Source organism: Rhizobium sp. RU36D (assembly GCF_900176345.1).
In the GTDB taxonomy this organism is placed as follows: Bacteria; Pseudomonadota; Alphaproteobacteria; order Rhizobiales; family Rhizobiaceae; genus Allorhizobium.
Map to the genome: position 1 here is coordinate 1 of NZ_FWXU01000040.1, position 16,043 is coordinate 16,043.

Consider the following 16,043-nt stretch of genomic DNA (forward strand, 5'->3'; position numbering starts at 1 on the left):
GCTTGGAACAGGCTCGTCGATCAGCCGTGGAAGATCATGTCCATCGGAACGCGCGATTGGGCGCATCGGTCATGATCCGTGCACGTTGGTATTAGACGCCGGGGAACACAAGGTCACGTTGAGCTCATGGAAGCATGACGCCCCCCCCGACATCGCGCGTCCCAGAAGCGTGAATGGATTTTCTTAGACAACCAGGCCGTCGTGGCCCAGGAAAGGATAATCGCATGTTCAAGCGCATCGTCATGTCCCTGACATCCGCACTGATCTTGGCCGGCGCCGCAGAGGCGCAGACCATCACCCTGCGGGTGCTCAGCCAACCCTCCGGCTCCGGCCTCATCGCGCAACAGAAGGAGAAACCCTTCTTCGAGTCGCTGGCAGAAAAAACCGGCCTCGACATCAAGGTCGAATACCTGCCGGTCGACGTGGCCGGCATTCCCGACACCGATGGGCTTCGGATCCTGAAATCGGGCCTCTTCGACATCGTATCAATCCGCGGACCGCAGGTCAGTCGCGACGAGCCGTCCATACTGGGTCTCGATCTCGTGGGATTGAACACCAGCTTCGAGGCGGGCCGGAAGCACATGGATGCCTTCAAGGGCTATGTCGGCGGCAGACTCGAAAGCCAGTTCAACGCGAAGCTGCTCGGCGTCTGGCCGGCGGGTCCCCAGGTCATCTTTTGCAAGCCTCAGGTCAAGGGCCTTGCCGATCTCAACGGGCTGAAGGTACGCGTCGGCGACCAGAGCGCGGCCAATTTCGTTGCCAAGCTGGGTGCGACGGGCATCTCGATGCCCTTCGGCGAAGTACAGCAGTCTCTGTCGCGCGGTGTGGTTGACTGCGCCATCACCGGTCCAGCATCTGCCAATTCGGGTGGTTGGCCCGAGGCTACCACCACCGTGCTCCCGGTGGCGCTGCAGCTCGCCGTCAATGGCTATGCGATCAACCTCAAGAGCTGGGAAAAGTTCAGCCCCGAACAGCAGGAAAAGCTGGCAGCAGCGATCAGCGAACTCACGGGCGATATCTGGAGCTTCTCCGAAGAACTGTATGAAGACGCCATGCGCTGCAATACTGGCCAGACGCCCTGCGAACGCGGCAAGCCCTATGCCCTGACCGAAGCGGCGGTATCCGAAGCAGACCTGAAGACGGTTGCGGCCGCGGTTGGCGAAGTGTCACTGCCGGTATGGGCGCAGCAGTGCAACGCGGTTGCAGCAGACTGCGAGGAAAGCTGGAAGAAGACTGTTGGAGCCGAACTCGGCCTCTGATCGCTACCCGGCACAGGAGAAAAAAACATGCAGACCTATGCACGTATCCTCGGCATTACTTTCGGAATCATGATGATCCTGCTGTCTCTGGCGATTACTGCCGAGACCGTGCTCAGAAAGTTCTTCTCCTTTTCGCTTGGCGGAATCGACGAACTGGGCGGCTATGCGATCGCCATCGCCGCCCCGCTCGCCTTCACCGTCGCCCTGGTAGAAAATTCTCATATCCGCATCAACCAGCTGACGGCCCTGATGCCGGGTTCCGTACAGGCATTCCTGAGCGGGTTGTCGGCGATCGCTCTGGCGCTGCTTGCCGGCTATTTCTTCTACTTTACCGTCGACACCGTTCTTGACACGCAAGCCTACAAGTCGATCGCCCAGACCCCCTGGGCGACGCCTCTGATCTATCCCCAGACGATCTGGCTGATCGCCATGGCGACCTTCCCGATCGCCGCCGTCATCCTCGGCGTCAAGGCCGTGCTTCTGATCGCACGCCGCGACTGGCGCTCCCTCAATCTGCAGTTCGGCCCCATCTCCGCCCGGCAGGAACTGCAGGCCGAACTCGATGACCTGCGCAAGCGCGAGGAGGCAGCACAATGAATATCGTTATCGTCGCAATCGGCTTCTGCGCCATGCTGGGGCTCATGTTCCTCAGCTTTCCCGTGGCGGTCGCGATTGTCGCGGTCGGTGCGCTCGGCGGCTATCTGATGTATGGCATGCCACTGGTCGACATGATGGGCGGCGTCATATGGCAAAGTCTCAACAGCCCCTCGATGCTGGCCATACCGCTGTTCATGATGCTCGGTGAACTGCTGCTGCGCGGCGGCATCGCCGACCGGATGTTCGACGCGCTTGCTGTTTGGCTTGCCCGACTTCCGGGTGGTCTGCTTCATACCAATATCGCAACCTGCACGCTCTTTTCCGCAACATCGGGCTCCTCGGTGGCGACGGCAGCCACTGTCGGGACCATCGCCCTGCCGGCGCTGCAGCAGTACAAGTATCCGATGCGCCCGGCGCTCGGCTCTCTGGCTGCGGGCGGAACTCTTGGAATTCTCATTCCTCCAAGCGTCAATCTCCTGGTTTATGGCCAACTTGCCAACACGTCGGTCGGACAGCTTTTTGCTGGCGGCGTGGTGCCGGGACTGCTGATGGCGCTGCTGTTCTCCGTCTACATCTTCCTCTTTCACGGTCGGGCCGGGCGGGAGGCAGGGGTGCTGGCCGAAATGCCGTTGTGGCAAAAACTGGTGCTCGCCAAACATCTTGTCCCTCCTTTCGTGATCTTTGGCGTGGTCATGGGCTCGATCTATGGCGGACTTGCCACGCCGACCGAATCCGCTGCCATCGGCGTCGTCATCGCCCTATGCTTTGTCGCGCTCAATCGCCGTCTCACGCTTGACCTGCTGGTCAATTGCTCGATCCAGGCAGCCAGGACAAGCGGCATGGTGATGATCGTGCTGGTCTGCGCATTGCTGCTCAACGTTACGATCTCGATGACGGGTGCCGCGCAGACCATGACACAATGGATCGCTTCGTTCGAACTCAGCCAGCTTGGGCTGCTGCTAGTGCTGCTCGTATTCTACGTGCTGCTCGGTACCTTTATGGACGCCATGTCGATGCTGGTGCTCACCGTCCCGATTGTCATCCCGATCGTAATAGCCGCAGGCATCGATCCGGTCTGGTTCGGCATCTTCATCGTCATCATGTGCGAGGTGGCGCTGATCACCCCTCCCGTCGGCATGAACCTCTTCGTCGTCCAAGGCGTCCGTAACGACGGTGGAAGCTATGGCGACGTCATCCGGGGCGCCGCACCCTATGTGGTGATCATGATGGGCTTTGCAATTGTCCTGATGATCTTTCCGCAGATCGTCATGTGGCTTCCCGATACGCTGGCGGGCCGGTGATTCCGACAATGCAAGCACAACCGTTCCCTTTGACAGAGACGCCACGACCGCGCCGCCTCCTCGTCATCAATCCCAATACCAATCCCGGCGTCACGGAGAAGATTCGCAACGAGGCGGCCAAGGTGGTTGCTCCCGGTACCCAGGTCACCGTCGTCAATCCCGTCAGCGGCCCGTTTTCGATCGAAACCAGCGAGCATCGCGACGATGCCGTTCCGCGTGTTATCTCCCTTGTCCGGGACATGCTGGCACAACGCTACGACGCCTTTGCCTTCGGCTGTTTCGATGACATTGCATTGTTCGAAACTCGCGCTATTGCCGGCGTGCCCGTTGTAGGCACCTGTGAGGCGGGCATCGCCGCCGCTCGCACAATGGCCGGACGCTTCGGCATCATCACCACGGTCCACTCCGCGGTTCCGGGGATCCATGCGCTGCTCGCCCGCTACGGTGCAAGCGACATTTGCACAGTCAGGGCTGCTGGGATCGGCGTGGCCGCCGCCGCGGGAAGCGATGGGGAAGCGGAAAGGCGCATTCTGATGACAATCAGGGAGGCAATTCAACAAGACGGGGCCGAGGCAATCCTGCTCGGTTCGGGCGGATTGACAGGCCGTGCGGCCGATCTGGAACGACACTTCGGAATACCGGTGATTGATGGGGTTGCGGCCGCGATCAAAATGGCGGAGGGGATTGCAAGCCTCAGAGGCCTCAATGATATCGGCGCTGAGGTCTAGGTCTGGGTGTGGAAATCGAGAGCATAGGCCGCCGTGCCGTTGATCAGCGCCGCCCGTTGCGGGGTAAATCCCTGTTGCCGTGAAGGAAAAGCACGGGTCGTCGCGGATCACGCCTGCGTTCACTGCACCATGACTGGAATATTTGAGAGCGGCTCGATTGTCCGCCAACCCTGCCAATCGACGCGAAAGTCCACAAAGCCTCTCTAGGGTCAAAACTCAATCAGGATAGGTGTTCTGTTGGCCGCGTGAGGCACGGCCAGTTTAGAGGTTGTCTTTTTCGCACGCCGGGCCTACTGCTTTGAGAGATGGTTCCGCCTGACCTGAGGAAGGGTGGATCAAAAGGGAACACGGTGAGGATTACCCATCAGGGGCCGAGACCGTGGCTGCCCCCGCAACTGTGAGCGGAGAGCGACGTCCTTCATGCCATTGGCCTTTTCGGGCTGATAAGGCGGACCGAGCCATGACCCGCGAGCCAGGAGACCTGCCATCGCTGGGCCACGACATCCGTGGTGACTTTTCAAGCCGCGCGGTGGGCGCGGTCGAGGGAACAGTTATGCATATCATGGAAGGCTTTCTGCCGGCCGCGCATGCGGTTGGCTGGAGCGCAGTATCAGCACCTTTTGTCATTTACGGCGCAACGCGTATCGTCAAGCTCGTTCGGGAAAAGCCCGAGGTGAAGCTCCTCATGGCAGCGTCAGGAGCCTATGTCTTCATTCTCTCCGCGCTGAAAATTCCTTCCGTGACGGGTAGCTGCTCGCATCCGACCGGGACAGGGCTGGCAGCCTCTCTCTTCGGGCCAACGGTGACGACCGTCCTTGGAACGATTGTCCTGATATTTCAGGCGCTTCTCCTGGCCCATGGCGGCCTGACGACGCTTGGTGCCAACGTCTTCTCGATGGCTATTGTCGGTCCCTTCGTAGCCTATGGTCTTTTCAAGGGGATCACCGGAGCGGGTTTCAGCGGTGCGGTCGCGATCTTCTTTGCAGCGACACTCGGCGATCTCGCGACCTATGTGACCACCTCGCTGCAACTGGCTTTAGCCTTTCCCGATCCCGTCTCGGGCATGACAGGGGCTGCCGCTAAGTTTCTCGGCATTTTTGCACTGACCCAGGTGCCGCTTGCCATCAGCGAGGGGCTCCTCACCGTGATCGTGTTCAATCTCCTGCAGCGCTACAGCCGCGGTGAGCTGAATGCTCTCAACATCATGACTGCGAAGGCGTGACCATGCTCAAACGGAACCTATTGCTGCTGTCTTTGGTCATCCTTCTGGCGATCCTGCCGCTCGTCATTCATCACGGCGGAGACGCCGAATTCGGTGGTGCCGATGGTGAGGCCGAAGTGGCGATCACCGAAATTCAGCCTGACTACCAGCCATGGGCCGCCCCTCTGTGGGAGCCGCCGAGTGGAGAAATCGAAAGCCTCTTGTTTGCCTTGCAGGCGGCAATTGGAGCAGGGCTGATCGGCTTCTATTTTGGTCGCCGAACCTCGCCATCCAAACGTCCTGATTCAAACTGACAAATGCGCGCGATCGATCGTTCTGCGCAGACCAATCGCTGGCGGCATCACGCCGCTGGCGAAAAGGTTATGCTATCGCTCGGCATCATGATCATCTCCCTGTCATCAACCAACTGGGGTCTGCAACTCGCGACGCTGGTCTCTATGGTGGTCTTGATGGTGGTCGGAGCCGGCATCTCCTGTCGCGATGTTGGCCGCGCTGCTCGGGTCCCTGTCCTGTTCATCGCGACCGGCACGTTCGCGCAGCTATTTTCGGTGTCGTTGGAAGGGTATGTCCCAAGCTTCGCCTTGTCCCCTGAAGCGGCTGTTCATCAAGCCTTGTTCGTAGCCTTGCGAAGCGCCGCCTGTATCAGCGCGCTGCTCTTCCTGGCACTCACCACACCGCTCTCCAGCATTTTGCAACTCATGCAGCGAATGGGGCTAAATGCCGAGATCTCCGACATCGCGATGGTCATGTTCAGGATCATCTGGGTCTTGCTGGACTGTCTGGATGCCGGAAGGCAATCGCTTGAGGCAAGGCTCGGCTATTCCGGCAATCGTCGCCTTCTCAAGTCGAACGGCCTGCTGCTCGCGTCCCTGCTGCCGCGTGTCTTCGCGCGCGCTCGACGCATGGAAACGGGCCTGGCGGCCAGAGGCTATACCGGTCGCCTGGACTTCATCTCGATTGAACGACCTGCCTCGCATGCCAGACTGCTGTTGATCGGTACACTCCTTGCCTTGCTCTTTGCCTTGACTTGGTGGCTCGGATGATCCTTGAGGCGCTTGCCATCGGCTACCGCTATGAAGACGGTACGCAGGCACTCGACAATGTCTCACTGACAATCGCGCCATCGCAGAAGCTCGTCGTCGTGGGGGCAAACGGTGCCGGGAAATCCAGCCTGCTTGCGCTTCTCAACGGTTCCTTCAAGCCATCGGCGGGCGAGGTTCGCCTGAACGGCAAACCTGTCGGTTACGATCGCAAGGGGCTTACCCTGCTCAGATCGAACGTCGGCTTGGTCCTGCAGGATCCAGACGACCAACTATTTGCCGCCAGTGTCTTCGAAGACGTGTCCTTCGGGCCACTTAATCTCGGCCTCTCGGTCGAGGAGGCAAGGAAGCGGGTCATGCATGCCCTTGAGGTCATGGAAATCTCGGATCTCTCGCATCGTCCGACCCATCTTCTCAGCTTCGGTCAGCGCAAAAGGGTCGCGATCGCCGGTATTCTCGCCATGTCACCCTCGGTCCTGCTACTCGACGAGCCCACGGCGGGGCTCGACCCAAAGGGCGTCGAGGATCTGACGAAAACCTTGGATGATTTGGCCAAGCATGACGTCGCCGTGGTGGTCGCCACCCACGATATGGATGTGGCCTACACACTCGCCGATCGCGTTGCGGTGTTCTCAAGAGGCAAGGTTGTTATGCAGGGGGTGCCGGAAGAGGTATTCGGCGATGCCCGCTTCTGCGAGCGCAGCGGTTTGCGGCTCCCCATCGTGTATCAGATCTCGGCAGGATTGAGAGACTTGGGACTGATAGCAGGCGCGGAAGGATGTCCACGTTCCGTGGACGAATTGCTGACACGGGTCAGTGCGGCCCGTAGCGCCCGCATTGAATCACGCTGATTGCATTCACATATGCGACAGATCGTACCCTTGTGAGCAGCTTTCGCTGATGCTATCGGACTGCAATCTACGGGGCACAATAATGGCGTTTCTGAGCCGCACCAGCATCGAAAGGATGATCCGCATTCTCTGCGTGATCGCCTTGGTGTGCCTCGGTCTCGCCCATAAGCCGCCAGCATTTGCGGCCAACTCTCTCTCTGCCGCCGAGATCGCGGCGCTCACGCTACCAGACGGCACCTTGCCCGAACTCTGCCTGCCGGAAATGCATGCTGACGGGAAGACGAAACCGCATGCGATGGGCTCCGATTGCGAGGCCTGCCGGGTCACGGCGGTGGTGGTGTTGCCGCAACCGTCCGACGAGGTCGGCATCAGGCTTGTTGCCAGCATTGAGGCCTCGCTTCCGAAGCCGGCAGAGGCACACTACCGCCAGCTCTTCCCACCCAGCAGCGCCCCCCGAGCACCACCCGCCACCGTCTGATCGAAGGTCACGGCCGGAGCCTTGTCGCGTCCGGTTCTTCTTGTCGTCAGGCCGGTGAGCAAGCCCGCGTGCAGCTCCGGTCGAAATCGGATGTCTGCCATGCCGCCAATGCTCGCCGACTACGCAGCCTTGTCCGCGTTTCCGCCCATTTCCTCAAGCCTGTGCCATCCGCGCGCAATCTCCCCTGCGAGTCGGCTTCTGCCACCGCGCAGGGCGGTCTTCTTCGCGCGTCAGTTCGGCCGTCGAGCTGATGACCGGACGCGGGGTGACGTGAGTTTTTCTCCTCCGAGATTGCGAACGGCCACATCGCCCCGCTGAAGAAGGCCTTGAGTGATCGGCTTAGAGCGGTGCTGCCTCCGGCTGGCCGACACCGACCCCATTTTTCAAAACCATGAGATAGAAAGGATCCCACTCATGAAGAAACTGCTCCTCGCCGCCGTCGCGGCGCTGGTCTTTGCCGGCCCGGCCATCGCCGATATCACCGTCACCGACGTCAAGGGTCGAACGGTCACGGTGCCCGATGTGCCGGAACGCGTGGTGCTCGGCTTCTACTACGAGGACTATCTGGCCATTGCCGGTCCTGATGCGCTCGACAAGGTGGTGGCGCTGTCGCTGTCGACCTGGAAGGATTGGCGTCCGAACCAGTTCGCGCTTTATGAGAAGGCCCTGCCGAAGCTCTCCTCCATCCCGGATGTCGGCAATACCGAAGACAACACCTTCTCGATCGAGAAGGTCGTGGCCGCCAAGCCGGATCTGCTGATCCTGGCCGCCTGGTCCTATGACGCGTTGGGCGAAGGCGTGAAGCAGATCGAAGCCGCCGGCATTCCGATCGTCGTTCTCGACTACAACGCCCAGACCGTCGAAAAGCACGTTGCATCGACGCTAGCGCTCGGTAAGCTGATGGGCACCGAAGACCGGGCCGAGCAACTGGCCAAGGACTACGAAGTGGCGATGGCCGACATCGATGCTCGCATCAAGGCAGCCGGCGCGACGGAGAAGAAGGTCTATGTCGAGCTTGCCCAGAAGGGCGCTACCGAAGTCGGCAATTCCTATGGCGATACGATGTGGGGTGCGCTGGTCGAAAGGCTTGGCGGCAAGAACATCGCCAAGGGCCAGGTCGGCAATTGGGGTCCGCTCAGCCCCGAATATGTTCTTGCCCAAAAGCCTGACCTGATCTTCCTCGCCGGCTCCGAATGGGTCAATCGCCCGCAGTCCGTTCAGGTTGGCTTCGGTGCCGATCCGACCGTGACCCGCGAGCGGATGAAGCCCTATGTCGAGCGCGCTGGCTGGAGTGAGCTTCCGGCGGTCAAGAACGGTCAGGTCCACGCGATCTACCACGGCGGCGCCCGCACCCTCTCGGACTTCGTCTATGCCCAGTACATCGCCAAGCAGCTTTATCCTGACGCCTTCAAGGATGTCGATCCGGCCAAGAACATCGCCGACTACTACGCCAAGTGGCTGCCGATCAAAGCCGACGGCGTCTTCGTGCTGCCCTATCAGGCAGCCGGCCAATGAGCCTCGCCACCGGCGATATCAACGCGATGCACGGCGAATTTCGCCGTGCCTCCGTCCGGCGTGGGGTCAGCCTCGTAATGGCCGCAACGGCTCTCGTCGCCCTCATGCTTCTGGATCTGACCACCGGCCCCTCGGGCATGCCGCTCCAAGATGTCTGGGCGGGACTGCTTGCCGGGCCTGCCGGCGAAGACCGAACGATCGCCACCATCCTTTGGCAGTTGCGGATGCCGCAGACCTTGATGGGTGCGCTTGTCGGTGCCTGCCTCGGGCTTGCCGGGCTGCAGATGCAAACCATTCTGGACAACCCGCTCGCCAGCCCCTTCACGCTGGGTTTCTCGGCCGCCGCCGGCTTCGGTGCAGCGCTCGCCATCATGTTCGGCGGCGTCCTGCCGCTTCCGATCTACGTCGTGACCCCGCTTGCGGCCTTCGCGATGACACTTGCTGCAGCTGGCATTGTTCACCTGATCGCCAGGCTGCGTGGCGCCTCGCCGGAAATCCTTGTGCTCGGCGGCATCGCCGTGTCGTTTTTCTTTCAGTCCCTGCAGTCGCTCCTGCAATTCATGGCCTCGCCGGAAGTCCTTCAACAGATCGTCTTCTGGTTGTTCGGTAGCTTGCTCAAGGCCACATGGACCAGTGTGCTCGTCAGCGGCCTGATCTTTTTGGGCTGCCTGCCCTTTGTCGCTCGCAATTGCTGGTCACTGACGACCCTGAAGCTCGGCGATGCCAATGCCCGAAGCCTCGGCCTTTCCGTCGATCGCCTGCGCCGCGAAAGCTTCGTGCTGGTTGCCCTGCTCACCGCCGCCGCCGTCTGCTTCGTCGGCACCATCGGCTTTGTCGGGCTGATTGCCCCGCATGTCTGCCGCATGCTGGTCGGCGAGGATCACCGTTTCTCGCTGCCGCTTTCCGCGGTCATCGGCGCCATTATCCTGATCGGCGCCTCAGTTCTCGGAAAGGCCATCTCGCCGGGTGCTGCCATTCCGGTCGGTATCGTCACCGCCGTTGCCGGCATTCCCATGCTGTTTGCCGTCATCTTGTTTTCCGGCGGAAAGGCACGCTGATGACCGGGACACTCTCTCTCAAAAATGTCTCGGTGACCCGCAATCGCCGCCGGATCCTTGACAATATCAACTGCAGCCTGACCGCCGGCCAGATCGTCGGGGTCATAGGGCCAAACGGCGCCGGCAAGTCCACCCTACTCGGGGCCATCGCGGGCATAGTCGCCTGTGATGGCTTGATCCGCTTTGCAGGTGCCCCGATCCATCACGCTGAACTCGGCTTCATGCCACAGCAAAGCCAGGTTGCAGCCGATCTCACCGTCATAGAAGTGGTCCTGCTTGGTCGCCATGAGCGCCTCGGCTGGCGCGTCGCACCTGATGTTCTCGAGGCGGCAGGCGCGATCCTCGCTGAATTCGGCCTGGTTGATCTTGCCCCCCGCAAGATTCGCACGCTGTCGGGAGGGCAGCAGCAACTGGTCATGCTGGCCCAGCGTCTGTTGCGCGAACCCCGACTGTTGCTCCTCGACGAAGCCACCAGCGCGCTCGATCTCGCCCACCAGATGCGCGTCTTCGACCTGCTACGCCGCTATGTCACGCGCACCGGGGCCCTTGTCCTCTTTGCCATCCACGACCTCAATTTGGCTGGCCGTCATGCCGATAGCATCATGATGCTCGGCCAGGGCGGGCTTGTCGGCGCTGGCGCCTTCGAGGCTGTCATGACGCCCACCACGCTTCGCGACATCTACGGCGTCGAAGCAGAGTTTCTGACCTGCCGCCAGGGCCGGCCCGTGATCCTGCCGCTTTCAACGATTGAGCAGCATTCACCCTCAAAAGGATAACCTAGAACAGACCATTGATGCCCGCCTTGGTGGCCGTTCTTGACCTGGCGCTGCCAGCTTCGGTCTCGGCCAAGGCGGGTCACAAAACATCCCGAAGCCCATGCAGCCCACAGCATAGGCTCCGCCCATGAGCCTGTCCCGACAGGCGACGCTGCCGTCGATGTCACTGCAAAGCTCAAGGCGATGTTTGAAACGGAAGACATCCGCTCGCCTTCCAGCCGGTTGTTGTCGTCTGTGACTGGACCATCGCCGGCTGGACCCAGGATGGTCGCGACGGCCGGGCGCTTCTCAAACGCCAGGGCGATAGGAATGACGATCAACCGCCCTCCACGGGTTGCACGCGTCGCTCCGACAATTCCAACTGCCGCGAACTCACCCGCTTGAGCAGGGCAGCGTCGTGGCTGATGGCAAGGATGCCAAGTTCTGTCGCTCGACGCTTCATCAGAAACGACCAGATCTCGACCTGGGTGATCGGGTCGAGCATCGCGGAGAGCTCGTCGGCGACCAGAAAGCGGGTCTGTGGGGAAAGAGCCCGGACCAGAACCACGCGCTGCAATTCGCCGCCGGAGATCTCATGCGGATAGCGATCAAACCAGCTTCTGGAAACGCCGATGGCGTCGAGTGTTCGGTCATCAGGTTCCCAGGCTTCCGCAATGATGCGCCCCAGTCGCCAACGTGGATTGACGGCGAAAATCGAGGACTGGTGGATATATTGCACGGCGCGGTACCCGGCCGCGATCGCTTTGCCGTCCAGCAGGACTTGCCCGCTGTCCGGAGCCAGATGACAGGCGACGATCCGGCCGAGTGTTGACTTGCCGGCACCCGATTTGCCGCAAAGCCCAACGATCTCGCCTTCCCGCAGGGTCAGGGACACATCCTTTAAAATGGGCGCGGATTTGGCGAAACCGAAATCGACGCCTCTCAACTCAAACATCCAGGCCTCCGCTACCAGGCAGGGAGACCGCAAACCGGTTGCCGGGCATGGCAAGCCACAGCGCTTTCGCATAGGGATGTGTCAGTCTCTCGCCATCATCGGAAAAAGCGTCTGCGGACTCGATGCCGACCATGCGTCCGTTCTGCAGAATGGCGACGCGATCGGCATGGGAGACGGCTGTCACCAGGTCATGGGTAATGAGCAGAACAGCCTTGCCACCATCGGCGAGGCCGCGAAGATGGCCAAGCACGCCGCGTGCGGCATCGGGATCCAGTCCGCTTGTCGGCTCATCGGCGACGACAAGGGCGGGATTGGCGATGGTTGCCATGGCCAGCAGCAGGCGCCGCGCCATGCCGCCCGAGACCTGATGCGGATAAAGCCGCATCACCTCGGTGCCGAGGCCAAAGCGCTCCAGGGCCGCAAGAAGCTCCTGCCGGGTCTTGCTTACCCCGCCGCGCCGCGCCGCCCATTGCAACTGCCGCCCACAGCGGGCAAGCGGGTCGAGATGGCTGAGCGACTGCGGCACGAGCGCCATCCCGCCACGCGCATCCACGCTGCTGGCTCCCGGCAGCGGCATGCCTTCTAGAGACAGACGTCCGCGCACCACAGCATTGGCCGGCAGAATGCCGAACAGCGCGTGGGCGAGCAGGCTTTTGCCCGCACCGGAGGCGCCGACCAGAGCGACTATCTCGCCGCGAGAGACCGAGAGGTCGATGCCGTCGAGTGCCGTTACTTCACGGCGATGAACCACGCCGTCATAGCGCAGGAACGATATGGAGAGGTTCTCGACTGATAGCATCAGGTCTGCTCCTGCCTGGGATCGGTCAACAGCCTCAGCCCGTTGCCGATCGCATCGAAGCACAGCACGACCAGGAGCAGTGCCAGACCCGGAAACAGGCCAAGCCACCATTTGCCTCCGGTCAGATAGCGCATGGAATCTGACAGCAAAACGCCGATCGCGGGTTTGGAAGGTTCGAGCCCGAAGCCGATAAAGGTAAGGCCCGCCTCGTGCAGGATGGCATGCGGAAAAAGAAGCACAAGACCGACCAGCAGCTGCGGCACGAGATGGGGCAGGAAATGATGCCGCCCGATATAGAACCAGGATTTGCCGAACTGTCGGGATATCTGAACAAACTCGGCGTGACGCAGCTGCAGGAGTTCGGCCCGGAGAATGCGTGTGAGCCGTGGCCAGTGGGTCACTGCGACCGCGATGATGACGGCCGTTGTGCCGCCGCCGAGGCTGAAGGACACGAGGATCAGCAGCACCAGATGCGGCAGGCCCATGGCCGCATCGACCAGAAAGGACACGGCTTCATCCGCAAGCCGCCCGCAGGTTGTGGCGAAAAGCGCCAGCAGCATGGCGATGACAACGGAAAGGGAGGCCGCAATCAGCCCGACCCAGAAGCTCAGTGCCAAGCCATGCAGCGTGCGGGCGAACATGTCGCGTCCGAGCTGGTCGGTTCCGGCAAGATGGCTCCAGGACGGACCCAGCAGCCGGGTGGAGAAATCGGCATTGATGCCATAGCGCCCGTAGATATGCGTCGAGAGTAAAACGGCAGTCAGGCCGAGCGCCGCAAGGACCGCGACAAACAGGGTGCGGATCCTGTGGCCATCGCGTGCCCGCTCGGGAGCAGAAGGTGGAAGATCGAGGATCGCACTCATGCCGGCGTCACTCCCGACGACATCCTGGGATCAACGATCCGGTAAAGGAGATCGGCAATCGTGTTTCCAAGAAAGACGATAAAGGTTAGCGCCAGCGTGATGGCGAGCAGAAGGGGCACGTCGCCGCGAATGCCGGCCTCCACCGTTGCCTTGCCAAGCCCTGGATAGGCAAAGACCTGTTCGGCCAGAACAGAACCGCCGAAAAGCTCCCCGAGCGAGGCAAACAACACCGTGACGGCCGGAAGAGCGGCATTGCGTGCGCCATGGCGCAAGGCGATATCGAGCGTTGATGCGCCTTGCGCCCGGGCATAGAGCGCGTAATCCGATTGCATGATCTCGACCATCTTGGCGCGGGTGTGCAAGGCAATTTGGGCAACGCCGAGCACGGTGAGCGTGGCAAGCGGCAGAGCGAGGTGTTGGAGGCGGTCGAGGGGCGTGACGTCGTCAGGGAGCACGCCGATCGGCGTTGCGCAGCAGATCGGCGCCCAGTTCAGCCCGACGGCGAAGATGACCAGCAGCATGATCGCGAGCCAGAAGGTTGGCGTCGAGGCCAGCACATAGGAATAGACACGGATGATCCGGTCCGCCCAGGAACCAGCAAAGGCACCGGCAAAGACTCCCAATGCAAAGCCGAGCACGCCGGATAGAAGCCATGCAAGCGCCATCAGCGGAAGTGAGGCCCAAAACCGGGAGACGAGCACATCGGCGACCGCTGCGTTGTAGGTCATCGAGTAGCCGAGGTCACCGGCCACCAGGTTCTCCGCCCAGCGCCAGAACTGTGTGGCTGCCGGCTGATCCAGCCCCCATTTCTCGGCAATCATTGCGCGCTGCTCGGGGCCGACACGTGCGATGTCGGCGCCGAGATAGGCGTTGATCGGATCAACAGGGGAATGTTTGGCCAATGCAAAGGCGACGACGGCGACCGTCATCAGAACCAGCACCAGACGGATCGCCTTTGCGGCAATCAGCCCGGCCCAACCATAGGGGCCCGCCTTATTCACACGTCCATTTCCAGTTCTGGATCATCGCGGTGATAGGCCATCCGTGGCCATGCGGCTCGATCTGGGTCGGACCGATACCCAGGCATTCGTTGACATAATAGACATGGTCGAGATTGACGAGCCAGGCCCAGGCCGCATCCCCCTTGGCGCCGAAGCCCGTGGTGCCGTCCCATTCAGCTTGTCGCCAGGACGCGAAGGATGCCTCCAGGCTTTCCGCAGCCTGAGCTGCAGCAAAGTGCTGATCGACAACAGGGTTGGAATAGAAGCCCGCATTGTAGAACTCGATGCCGCCGAGACCAGACTGATAGAGATTGTAGACTTCGAGCGGCGAATGGCTGCCCCAGCCGAAAAGCACCGGCTCGGAATGCATGATGCGGCCGATCTCGTCCCAACTCTTGCCGGTTGCCGCCGCCTCGATGCCCAGTGCCCTCACCTGTGCCGACACGGTTTCGGCGAGCGCGCGACGTGTCGAATCCGACGCTGGATAGTTGATCGGGAAAGCGGCTCTCACGCCATCCTTGACGCAAATGCCGTCATTGCCGGGAACCCAGCCTGCGTCCTGCAAAACCTGCTTTGCCTGCTCCGGATCAAAGGTCAGAGCCGCATCCGGGTTCGACCACGGCAGGCCATCGGCCGGGCCGGATGCCGGGCTTCCATGGCCAAGCAGCGCGACGTCTACCAACTGGTTGCGATCGATCCCGAGATTGATGGCGCGCCGGATGGCCGGGTCTGACGTGACAGTGTTGCCGATCTTCTTGCCCTCGCCGACGGTCTTGCCCTCGTCCTTCGCCATCGGGAAGACGATGCCTCTGTTATCGACGGACTGGGCGACAACCTGCTTGAAGCCCTGCGGGGCCACGTCGGCAGCCGTTGCCGGCACGGAGACCATATGCACCTGTCCGGCCTGAGCTGCAGCCAGGCTGGTGTCTTCTTCCGTGAACAGGAAGGTGATCCGCTCGAAGGGGCCGGTCTCGCCGTAATAGTTCGGATTCTTCTCGACGATCAACTGCTGGCCTTCGGTCCAGGAGACGAGCTTGTAGGGTCCGGAGCCGACAGGATTGCGCGCATAGCCTTCGCCATAGCTGTCCGAAGGCACGATGCCGAGGGCATAGAAGTTCTCGGTAAATGTGATCCAGGGCTTCTTGAGCTTGATCTCGACGGTCTGATCGTCGATCGCGCGGGCAGAATCCAGCGCCGTCAGATCGACTGCGCTGCCGATCTTGGCAGCCTCGTTGAAGGTGAAGGCGACATCGTCGGCTGTCAGCGGTGAGCCATCGGAAAATTTCGTGCCCGGCCGCAACTTGATCGTCCAGGTCAGGCGATCCGCGGAGAGCGACCATTCGGTGGCAAGGTCGGGCTTGGTCTTGAGCTCGGCATCACGCGTCAGCAATGTCGACTGGAAGAGAGGATGGCCGTAGCGACCCCAACCCGTCAGTGGGTCGTAGCCGCCTTCCGGTTCACCGCCGATGGCCAGTACCAGCTGCGTTTTTGTAGCCGCAAGCGCCGTTCCGGACAAAAGCATGGCGGCGAGCGCTGCCGAAACCGCAGCCCGGTGAATTGCCTTGATCATCAAAAATCCCCTATATCAAATCAGAGGTCGCCTGAAAGAGCCTCGAAATGA

Annotated in this window: 17 protein-coding genes and 1 riboswitch; of the genes, 12 read left to right on the forward strand and 5 right to left on the reverse strand. The window is 61.3% G+C overall.

Annotated elements, in window-relative coordinates; translation table 11 throughout:
• Positions 1-224: 224 nt before the first annotated feature.
• From B9A97_RS27715 to B9A97_RS27770, 12 genes are all read left to right on the forward strand, one after another.
• On the forward strand, positions 225-1,259 hold the full coding sequence (locus B9A97_RS27715; RefSeq protein ID WP_084369075.1) for a TRAP transporter substrate-binding protein: 1,035 nt from the start codon (positions 225-227) through the stop codon (positions 1,257-1,259).
• 27 nt (positions 1,260-1,286) lie between these two features.
• On the forward strand, positions 1,287-1,856 hold the full coding sequence (locus B9A97_RS27720; protein WP_084369076.1) for a TRAP transporter small permease subunit: 570 nt from the start codon (positions 1,287-1,289) through the stop codon (positions 1,854-1,856).
• A complete protein-coding gene (locus tag B9A97_RS27725; protein ID WP_084369077.1) occupies positions 1,853-3,157 on the forward strand; it encodes a TRAP transporter large permease in 1,305 nt (434 codons plus the stop codon). Before B9A97_RS27720 ends, B9A97_RS27725 begins: the two co-directional genes overlap by 4 nt.
• 8 nt (positions 3,158-3,165) lie before the next feature.
• Positions 3,166-3,885, forward strand: a complete 720-nt coding sequence (locus B9A97_RS27730; protein WP_084369078.1) for an aspartate/glutamate racemase family protein — start codon at positions 3,166-3,168, stop codon at positions 3,883-3,885.
• Positions 3,886-4,174: 289 nt separating this feature from the next.
• Positions 4,175-4,389: riboswitch (cobalamin riboswitch) on the forward strand.
• A complete protein-coding gene (locus B9A97_RS27735; protein ID WP_244564382.1) occupies positions 4,346-5,107 on the forward strand; it encodes an energy-coupling factor ABC transporter permease in 762 nt (253 codons plus the stop codon). Its footprint overlaps the riboswitch before it by 44 nt.
• A 2-nt stretch (positions 5,108-5,109) precedes the next feature.
• The gene (locus tag B9A97_RS27740) at positions 5,110-5,400 is read left to right on the forward strand and encodes an energy-coupling factor ABC transporter substrate-binding protein (RefSeq protein WP_084369080.1); all 291 of its coding nucleotides are present in this window, start codon (positions 5,110-5,112) and stop codon (positions 5,398-5,400) included.
• Between the two features lie 3 nt (positions 5,401-5,403).
• The gene (cbiQ, locus tag B9A97_RS27745) at positions 5,404-6,150 is read left to right on the forward strand and encodes a cobalt ECF transporter T component CbiQ (RefSeq protein WP_084369081.1); all 747 of its coding nucleotides are present in this window, start codon (positions 5,404-5,406) and stop codon (positions 6,148-6,150) included.
• Complete coding sequence (locus tag B9A97_RS27750; protein WP_084369082.1) at positions 6,147-6,998, forward strand: energy-coupling factor ABC transporter ATP-binding protein; 852 nt, start codon at positions 6,147-6,149, stop codon at positions 6,996-6,998. Before cbiQ ends, B9A97_RS27750 begins: the two co-directional genes overlap by 4 nt.
• Positions 6,999-7,080: 82 nt before the next feature.
• Complete coding sequence (locus B9A97_RS27755; protein ID WP_084369083.1) at positions 7,081-7,476, forward strand: hypothetical protein; 396 nt, start codon at positions 7,081-7,083, stop codon at positions 7,474-7,476.
• A gap of 414 nt (positions 7,477-7,890) precedes the next feature.
• Positions 7,891-8,991, forward strand: a complete 1,101-nt coding sequence (locus B9A97_RS27760) for an ABC transporter substrate-binding protein (RefSeq protein WP_084369084.1) — start codon at positions 7,891-7,893, stop codon at positions 8,989-8,991.
• Positions 8,988-10,049 (forward strand): FecCD family ABC transporter permease, encoded by a 1,062-nt coding sequence (locus B9A97_RS27765; RefSeq protein ID WP_084369085.1) that lies wholly within the window; start codon positions 8,988-8,990, stop codon positions 10,047-10,049. Before B9A97_RS27760 ends, B9A97_RS27765 begins: the two co-directional genes overlap by 4 nt.
• Positions 10,049-10,825, forward strand: a complete 777-nt coding sequence (locus B9A97_RS27770) for an ABC transporter ATP-binding protein (RefSeq protein ID WP_084369086.1) — start codon at positions 10,049-10,051, stop codon at positions 10,823-10,825. The genes B9A97_RS27765 and B9A97_RS27770 overlap by 1 nt, the downstream gene beginning before the upstream one ends.
• A gap of 316 nt (positions 10,826-11,141) precedes the next feature.
• On the opposite strand, the gene B9A97_RS27775 is transcribed toward B9A97_RS27770, so the two are convergent.
• The 5 genes from B9A97_RS27775 to B9A97_RS27795 are packed head-to-tail and all read right to left on the reverse strand — an operon-like array spanning position 11,142 to position 15,992.
• Complete coding sequence (locus B9A97_RS27775) at positions 11,142-11,759, reverse strand: ABC transporter ATP-binding protein (RefSeq protein ID WP_084369087.1); 618 nt, start codon at positions 11,757-11,759, stop codon at positions 11,142-11,144.
• Complete coding sequence (locus B9A97_RS27780; RefSeq protein ID WP_084369088.1) at positions 11,752-12,558, reverse strand: ATP-binding cassette domain-containing protein; 807 nt, start codon at positions 12,556-12,558, stop codon at positions 11,752-11,754. Before B9A97_RS27780 ends, B9A97_RS27775 begins: the two co-directional genes overlap by 8 nt.
• The gene (locus tag B9A97_RS27785; protein WP_084369089.1) at positions 12,558-13,421 is read right to left on the reverse strand and encodes an ABC transporter permease; all 864 of its coding nucleotides are present in this window, start codon (positions 13,419-13,421) and stop codon (positions 12,558-12,560) included. Before B9A97_RS27785 ends, B9A97_RS27780 begins: the two co-directional genes overlap by 1 nt.
• Complete coding sequence (locus B9A97_RS27790; protein WP_244564384.1) at positions 13,418-14,422, reverse strand: ABC transporter permease; 1,005 nt, start codon at positions 14,420-14,422, stop codon at positions 13,418-13,420. Before B9A97_RS27790 ends, B9A97_RS27785 begins: the two co-directional genes overlap by 4 nt.
• The gene (locus tag B9A97_RS27795; protein ID WP_084369090.1) at positions 14,415-15,992 is read right to left on the reverse strand and encodes an ABC transporter substrate-binding protein; all 1,578 of its coding nucleotides are present in this window, start codon (positions 15,990-15,992) and stop codon (positions 14,415-14,417) included. The genes B9A97_RS27790 and B9A97_RS27795 overlap by 8 nt, the downstream gene beginning before the upstream one ends.
• Between the last annotated feature and the right edge of the window lie 51 nt (positions 15,993-16,043).